The sequence below is a fragment of the Deltaproteobacteria bacterium genome, from assembly GCA_016931625.1.
Taxonomy (GTDB): Bacteria; Myxococcota; XYA12-FULL-58-9; order XYA12-FULL-58-9; family JAFGEK01; genus JAFGEK01.
Genome location: JAFGEK010000149.1, coordinates 1 through 8,190, shown reverse-complemented (window position 1 = coordinate 8,190; position 8,190 = coordinate 1). Strand labels below are relative to the sequence as shown.

Sequence of the window (8,190 nt, the reverse complement as noted above, 5' to 3'; positions counted from 1 at the left end):
TAGGGAATAGGGAATTTTAAGTGAGAGCTTATTCGAAATCGTCTCTATCATTCTCTCAAGAAAAGCAATTTTTGATCTTGCACCCCATGGAATACCCCTAATAGTGATAGCTCCATGTGGGTTATGGTTAGCTCTTTATTTGCTGCAGATGCTACTGGTGGTGGCCATGCTGCCTTTGGTACGTCTACTGAACCCGAGACTGTATTACGTAATGCGTTAAATATGCTGCAGTATTATTTAAAAAATGATTGTATAAACCTAGTTGATGATAGAAATGGCAATAGTATCCCTGCCGATGATTCTAGTGAAGCATTTTCTCAAGGTGAGGGAGTCTTTGGAGTTGGTCCTCAATGGACACAAGGTAATCTCAAGGCAAGTGGTGTGGTTTCGGCGGATAACTGGGTTTCTCGACCGTTAATTGATGGTGAATTTTATAATTTTGTAGTTGAGTATGCTCTGGCGAATATTGATAGCCCCAATAAAGACTTAGCGGTTGATTTTTTGTTAGCGGCGTCTGACACAACTGTGCAGCTGGATTGGCTTGAAGCTCGCGGTGAAGCGCCGGCCATTGAATTTGATGATCCTGACAACCAGATTACTGACGCTTATATTTTATCTCAGTATAAAGACTATCAATCAGCCGTTGAAGCTAATCTCGTAGACAACCAACATCCGTGGTTTGGATACGGTAAGCTTAGCCAAGCTTTACTAGACTTTTTTGCTGACAAAGGTGCGACTCCAAGCAAAGTTGATACATTCATCAATACTGCCCTTTGTACTGAATTAGAAGTAAATGGTGTTATAACATCTCCCCGCTATCCAAGTTATAACGAGGGTGAAACCTGTCCATAATTAACTTAACTAACTTAACTTAATACTGCATCCTACCATGCCTCATTAGTGAGGCATGGTGGAGTTCTATTCTAAAAACGAATGCTCTTAGGAAGAATAAGTTTGCACTACAATCGGTCATTTGGAATACTACAAGCTATGAAAAGCTGCTGGATCTTTGTGATAATAGCAGTATTAAGTTCACAAATTGCTTTAGCGCAGAGCGAACCAACCAAGTCGCAACCTGATGCAGCGCCTTCATCTACGTCACCTTCGTCTAATGACTTAGATCTTACAACGCTTAGTTCCGACTTAGATGATCTTAAAAAGCTTTTAGACACTCCTGTCTCTGTCGCCACAGTTAATCTTACTGCTGAAAGTATGCGCAAAGCACCAACAATTGTTGAGGTTATAAGTGCGCAAGAATTACGTGCCTGGGGTTATCACAGCATTGATGAAATTATGAACCATGTCGTTGGATTTTACATGCTCAACGATTTTATAATTTCAAGTGTTGCGGTTCGTGGTGTTACCGCTGGTCTTGGTGGTGAAGGTGGCATTGTAAAGGTTATGATCGACGGGCATGCGGTGAACTTTCGGCCGACTTCGGGTGCGTGGTTAGGCAGTGAATTAATTCCGATCAGTGCGATTAAAAATATTGAGATCATTCGTGGTCCAGCATCAGCAGTACATGGCGCTGATGCGTTTTTAGGCGTTATTAATGTAGTTACTATCGATCCTACCGAAGAAGCTACGGCTGCGCGTTTGCGGCTATCGGGTAGTACAAAGGGTGGCTATGGAGATGCAAGGTCATCATTTAATGTCGATCGCTGGAGTTTTCTTGCAGCTATCGGCGGTTCATTGATCGATCATGGCCCATTAAAGTTACCAAGTAGTTCGCCAGCTCCTGCTTTACCAAGTGATATGCAATCGCGTAAAGCCAGTAAAATAGAAGATCAGACACTATCAGCGTTTGTAAAAACATCATATAACCCTGGTGGAGCAATAAAGTCAGTCGACTTGTCATTTTTACACTCTGGCTTAAAACGCGATGGTGCTTTTGCCTCATGGGCGCAGCTTACCCAACTTGAAGATGATAAAGCACAAGGTACTGTTATTGCGCTATCTCGTGAGGTTGTGGCCAATCGTGGTGTTGTAGGTTTTAGTGAAACGCTGCAAGGGCAATGGACAGCAGAATTTACTTGGGGTGGCAATGATGATCCAGATCGCATCGAGACCGGCAGCAATCTTTATTATATCGAGCGTGATTTGCACTATTGGTCTAGCACGCTCAAGTTTGATCTCGCCTGGGAGAAAGGTGATTTAGGTCTTGCTGGAGGTTTAGAGTACTTATACGACGAGGAATACATTGGTGGAGTAAGGCGTATATTGCTTAATGGTAGTGATGCGCAGCGTACTTCTGCTGATCAGCGCCATATTCTTGGCAATCTTGGCGCGGTTATCCAAGCTCGCTATAAGATATTTGATGATAAAATGCAGTTCACCGGGGGGTTGCGAGTTGATAAACATAATCTTTATGGTACGCAACTTACCGGACGATTAGCCGCAGTTTATAGTATGTCAGAGGACACAGTGTTAAAAGCACTATACGGTAGTGCTTTTAAAGCGCCATCGCCATATTTGTTATTTACCCAGCCATTGGGTGCTGGCGATGTCATTGGCAATAAAGATCTAAAGCCACAGACAGTGCATACTTTTGATTTAAGTTTATCACAAAACTTTTTAAGTTATTTTAATTGGTTAGCTTGTTTGTCTTATAGCCTGCTCTTAAATAAAGCTGCTTTTGAACCCCAAGGGATTAATCAGCGAGCAGCAAATGTGGCCACTATGCACGTATTAACCAGTGAATTAGAAGGTTCGTTCATTTTGCCAATGGGCTTGCGAGGCTCACTTAGCGCTGAGATGCAGTTGGGTAAACGTGATAATGGAGATTCTGGCTATCTAAGTCAGCTTCTTAGTGACAAACTAAGCGTCTATCCACGTATTATAGTACGCTCTTCGCTGCAACAACGTCTTGCACTTAGCGATGCAGTTAATATACAATTTGGTGCAATTCTACTTTGGTCTGGTTCTCGTTTAGCCTCCGACAACAATGTATTTAAAAACCATAAAGGTTATGAATTAGCACCTTTTGCTGAGGTTGATTTAGTAGCATCATTAGTTGATCTCCATTTATTCTCGGATTTTTCTACTAATATTATCGTGCGTGCGGCCAATGTGTTTAACAGTCGTGTTGCAGATCCTGGTTTTGCTGGCTTCGATTTACCTCGTTCTAAGCGCAGCATTTTTCTCACATTGGATCAAGGATTTTAAAACCATGCGCTTTTTAGATGCTAAAAGTAAAAATTATAGTAAGCATCTTGTATGGGTTTTCTTAACTTGCTGGCTATTAATCACTATTGGTTGCAGCTCTGATTCAACTAAAAATGGCCCAGCTATCGGCGTGTTAATCGATTACACAGGGGTAGCAGCTGCAGATGGTTTTAACCACGAGCGAGGTATTCTTCTTGCGGCTAAGTTAATGGATGAAGCACAAGATGGTGATCATTCATTTCATTTTATCTTTCGTGATTCACAGGCTGATCCCAAAATAGCACGACGTGAAACTTTAGAACTGATTAATGAAGGCGTAGTTGCAGTTATTGGACCGAGTAATGATGAACTTGTAGAAGCTGTTGCACAGCCTCTTTTTGAAGCTGATATTTTATTGTTTTCAGCATTAGCCACTATCGGCGATCATGCTACTATTGAAAAACCATGGTGTCGTATGTCACCGGGTAATATTTTTGGTTCTACTACGCCTGCGCTAATTGGCGAAAATATGGCTAACTTATTAGTCGATAGAGAACAATTACATGTTCTTATTGTTAGTGATAATAATATATATGACTTTGAACTAGTAAAAGGTTTTAAAGATAAGCTGCTTGAAAAAGGTGGGGAGATTGTAAATGAGTTCTCGATACAAACTGTTGCAGCTCAAGATATTGCAAACACCCAGGCAAATAATAATATTGATGGTGTATTACTTGCGACTAATATATTGCCTGCTGCAGAACTTATCTCTGAAGTTATGGCAGTATCTTCGGTTGTACCAAATTGGTTTTTTACACCTCGACTTAAGTCTGAAGTTTTATTTTTAAACACCCCAAGTGGTGCATTAGAAGGTGCGACTGGCTTATCGTTGTATATTCCATATCTTGCGCAAGTTTGTCGTGAAGATCAACCTGAGAAATGTTTTGTCAAGCAATTTGAAAACGCTTGGGGAGATAAACCTTTTGAAGAAACTTATTTTGTTTATGATACAGCAGCGGTTTTAATGATCGCGCTTGAGCAGGCATTACATACTGGTGATGGTAATATTGATCGAGCAACATTAACTCAAAACATACTTAATATTGGCAATGCTTCACGTGATGGTATCCAAGTAGAGTGGAATGATTTTTCTGTTGCTCTTAGTGCAATTAAAAATGGACAAAACGTTTTATACTCAGGTTTAACTGGTCCCATCCGTTTTAGAAATACTGGTGAACGGCTTGGCGGACAAACCACGGTTTTTACCGTTAAAAACAATAAGTTTGTTGAAGATATTAGGTAGCATTGTATTTTATAAGGCAGGAAATGCCGCGCCTAATTGCGCTAATATGCTTACTGCCCCATATTTATCATGGCGTAAATATAGTAATAATAATTCACCAAGCGATAAATCGTCAGAGGCGCGCACTATTTGACGAATTTGCATTAAGATAGGAGGAAAGTGTACTTGTCCCCATGGTACCGGCAATCCAGCATAAGTTAATATTTTTAATAGAGGGCGACTCATTTCAAATAGATGCATTAAATTTTCGCCTGACAAATTTAAATTGCCCAGTTCAGCTAAAGTACGTAGCCATAATTCAAATGCAGATAGCGCTGTAGGGATAGCTTTAAATGGTAGATTCTCAGAAAGCAAAATGCGTAGTGAAGGAATACTAGCTAGTAACAAATTTTGATCGTATATATTTAATGGAGGAGGGCTACCAGCGCTACGCAATAGGTCAAGCCATAAATCTAAATCAGGTGCAGTTATTATAGGGCCACTAATTTCTGCTTGCTTATTGGCTATATGAAATAAAATTTCACTAACATTTTCAGTAGTATCAGGCAAACTCTGGAGAATTTTTTCTTCAATTTTACGTCTAGTATTACTAGGCATAAAAGTATGCGATTCAATTTTTATGGGCTGCATACCAGCACTAAGTAATTCAGCTAAAATATCGTATAATTGTGTATAATCAGATTGTTCAGAAGGACTATCACCACTTGCATGCCAAGGACAGCGCTGATGCGGCAATAGTGATAATAGACCGTCGATATCAATCAAACGTGAAAATGGAAAAAGCTGGCAAACCAATGGCTTAGCTAATTTGCTTTGTTTAAAATGTAATTCACAGCCATTTTTATAAAATCGGCAACCATCAGCAAAGTTATAAAACGACAATAATGGGTCAGATTGATGAGAAGTCGCCAAAAACGCTTGAATATTTTGCAATGATGGAGATGAAATAAAATGTGAAGGTGTATCTATAATGTTTATATTGCTGCAGCATTTACCACATAAATTACAATCATATTTAAGTGAGCCTGATTTAAAAGCGAAATATACTTGTTCGCAATTGTAAGAATTACCCACAATGTTACCTCAAGTGTTTAAAAGACGAGCCAACATCCATAATTGTTTTAATCGTTCTATAGGTCGTTTTTCTAATTTTGCCTCTACGTGACTGATAGGATCTTGAGGACAAAGATCTAAATCTTGTATTTGTGGTCCATTCCACGGTTCATCCCATGAAGCCATCAGGTAGCATAATGGGCCCATAGTATTAGCCATTTGGTTAAGTGTTTGGGGCAGTGGTTTTTGTAATGGGCGTAGATTGCACCAATGAGCCACTAATAACGCAAGGGTTGAAATTGCGCGTGCTAATACTGCCAATGGAATCTTTTCAAAATCAAAAAGACGCAAGCTGGGAATATATGAGATTAACAATGGAGCGGTAATAGACCAAGCAGCAGGATTAGGGATGGGAATACTTAAAATAATTGCCTGCTGTGCTAATCGATGTTGTAGCGCGGTAACACTCGCGTCAACGTTTTTAAGGTCGATAAATGTTAATTCCTCTAAACCACCTTGGCAAAATGTATGCGTGGCTAACTCACCAAGCGCTAAGTAGGGTATAGGCGATGGTTCATCGATTACTGATGATGCTGCATCGCGAAGCATACGTTCTAAAGCCAAAGAATCAGGGGGGTCATTTACCCGTACTGGTGTTGGATTTGCTCCAGCTACACCTAATTTATTTAATAGTTCGACAACCTCAGTAAAACTGATGCCCTCGCTCGGATGGCATTGCATAGGACATAGCGGATCAGGAGCAATTATTAAGGTATTTCCATGTGCAGCAAAACGATTGATAGGAAAAAGAGTGCAAGCAGAGGGTCTTAAAGCACCGCCATGTGAAGTTGTTAAAGTGCAAAGGTTATTTTTTAAAAACCAACATCCTGAAGGTGGGGAAGCAAATAGGCCAATTGGATTAGTAATAGCAGGCGCGACCAATTCTAATGCTGGTGCAATGCTGAGTAAACGCTCGCGTTCATGCGAAAAGACTTGTATAAATCCAGTCTTACAACAACGCTGATCACATAATTGGCAATTATATACCAATGTTTCGTCAGGAAAAGCGAAGTGTATGTCAAAATTATGATTCACAATATAACAAAAGCAGAAATAGTAGTACTAATGCTAGATAAATGTTTAAGTTAGTTTAACAGTATTTGACAGTAGGACATGGCTATGAACATAAAAATCGTTTAAAAATTAATTTTAACATTAGAAAATATTAGGATTTGTTACTTTTATTGATGGAGACCTTCGGATGTCGGTCGATGAACAGAATGACCAGCCACTTGTAGCATTAGAAACAGAAGTATCCGATGTTAGTTCTGAAGCTATGGGTCTCGAAGAAGAAACTATTAATGATCCTGAGCTAATAGAGTCGATCGAAGAAGAAGAGAAATCGATAACAGCTCCTCCTACGCCACCACCAAAACGTAGTTTAAATGTTGGTGGTCCGATATTAACCCCCATTACCGATCAAGATCGTGAATTCATTCAAAGAGTTTTTACTCAAGTACGTGAAGTGGACTTTCGTGCACCACCTCCGCCACCACCACGTAAAGATCTTGCTGGACCCGACAAAAAGATCGCCACCTTGCGTCAATCTGTTTTTGAACTTGAACGAGATTTAGCTCGAGTTGGATACGTTTGGGGCGCAATGCAGCAACAATACGAAGCTGTAGACCAACTTGTCACTGCAAAAGAAAAAGAACGTGAAACTGCAATAAATCGTTATAATCAGATTAAAAAATTAGCAGCGCAAACAGCCCAGCGCGATCGCACAGAGATGGAGAATTTAAATAAACGTCTCTCTGCGGTTGAGGCACAAAAAGCGGCGTTCGAATCAGAATTAGCCAATGCAATTACAACTTCAAATAATCGTCTAAATAAATCTGAACAAGAAAAAACCGCATTAGTTGCTGATTTTCGTACGAAAATGGAAGCAGCCCAGCAAGCTTTTAATCAGCTAAGAGAGCAGTCTACTCGAAAAATCGCTGAACTTGAGCAAAAATTGCAACAAAGTGATAATGAATTGCAAACTAAAGTCCAAGAAGCTGCTAGCGCTATGGCGACCATAACAGAGCGTGACAGCCATATCGAAACTTTAAATGCAACTATCGCCAACCACGTAGATACAAATATGCAGTTGCAGAAAGAATATGAACATACACAAAGTGAACTTACCGAACGTACGCGTGGTTTTAACACTCTTGCTGACGAATTATCTCGTTTACGTACACAAAACGAGGGTGTTCTTAATGATATGCGTGATTCATTAAGAGCGAAAGAAGAACTTATTGAATCTGTTCGAGCTGAAGTTCGTAGTGCACGAACAGAATTTAATCAACTTGCTGAGCAGAATGAATCGCGTCGCGTTGAATTAGAAAAAGCGAATATTGAAATTACTTCTTTACGCAAAGAAGTAGAACGCCTTTTAACTGAGGCACAAGAACGTGAAAAAAATTTGAATGAGATACAATCAGCATTGCAGACAGCACAAGAAGATGCACGTATAGCAAAAGCTGATTTGCAAGCTATGAGTGATAAAATAGCAGAACAAACTTAGGGCGGGTCTTCAAATTACGCCAACCTAATAGTTCAATAGATATGATTACGAATAAGAACAGTTAAAATATGCAACTCAGGCATAGCAATTTTTAGTCCTAAATTATCCATTCAACCTACAC

6 protein-coding genes are annotated in these 8,190 nt (G+C 39.9%); 4 read left to right on the top strand and 2 right to left on the bottom strand.

Going from position 1 to position 8,190, the window contains the following annotated elements; translation table 11 throughout:
• Positions 1-114 precede the first annotated feature (114 nt).
• The 3 genes from JW841_12650 (at position 115) to JW841_12640 (ending at position 4,447) form a co-directional block, all read left to right on the top strand.
• Entirely contained in the window at positions 115-852 is a 738-nt protein-coding gene (locus JW841_12650) for a hypothetical protein (GenBank protein MBN1961786.1), read from the top strand.
• Between the two features lie 138 nt (positions 853-990).
• On the top strand, positions 991-3,165 hold the full coding sequence (locus JW841_12645; protein MBN1961785.1) for a TonB-dependent receptor: 2,175 nt from the start codon (positions 991-993) through the stop codon (positions 3,163-3,165).
• Positions 3,166-3,169: 4 nt separating this feature from the next.
• Positions 3,170-4,447 (top strand): amino acid ABC transporter substrate-binding protein, encoded by a 1,278-nt coding sequence (locus tag JW841_12640; protein MBN1961784.1) that lies wholly within the window; start codon positions 3,170-3,172, stop codon positions 4,445-4,447.
• A 9-nt stretch (positions 4,448-4,456) separates the two neighbouring features.
• Here JW841_12640 and JW841_12635 read toward each other — a convergent pair whose 3' ends face one another.
• Together JW841_12635 and JW841_12630 are read right to left on the bottom strand one after the other, a co-directional pair.
• A complete protein-coding gene (locus tag JW841_12635; protein ID MBN1961783.1) occupies positions 4,457-5,521 on the bottom strand; it encodes a YkgJ family cysteine cluster protein in 1,065 nt (354 codons plus the stop codon).
• 9 nt (positions 5,522-5,530) lie between these two features.
• Positions 5,531-6,595, bottom strand: a complete 1,065-nt coding sequence (locus JW841_12630; protein MBN1961782.1) for a hypothetical protein — start codon at positions 6,593-6,595, stop codon at positions 5,531-5,533.
• A gap of 166 nt (positions 6,596-6,761) precedes the next feature.
• Here JW841_12630 and JW841_12625 point away from each other — a divergent pair, with 166 nt between their 5' ends.
• The gene (locus tag JW841_12625; GenBank protein MBN1961781.1) at positions 6,762-8,069 is read left to right on the top strand and encodes a hypothetical protein; all 1,308 of its coding nucleotides are present in this window, start codon (positions 6,762-6,764) and stop codon (positions 8,067-8,069) included.
• The last annotated feature ends 121 nt before the right edge of the window (positions 8,070-8,190 follow it).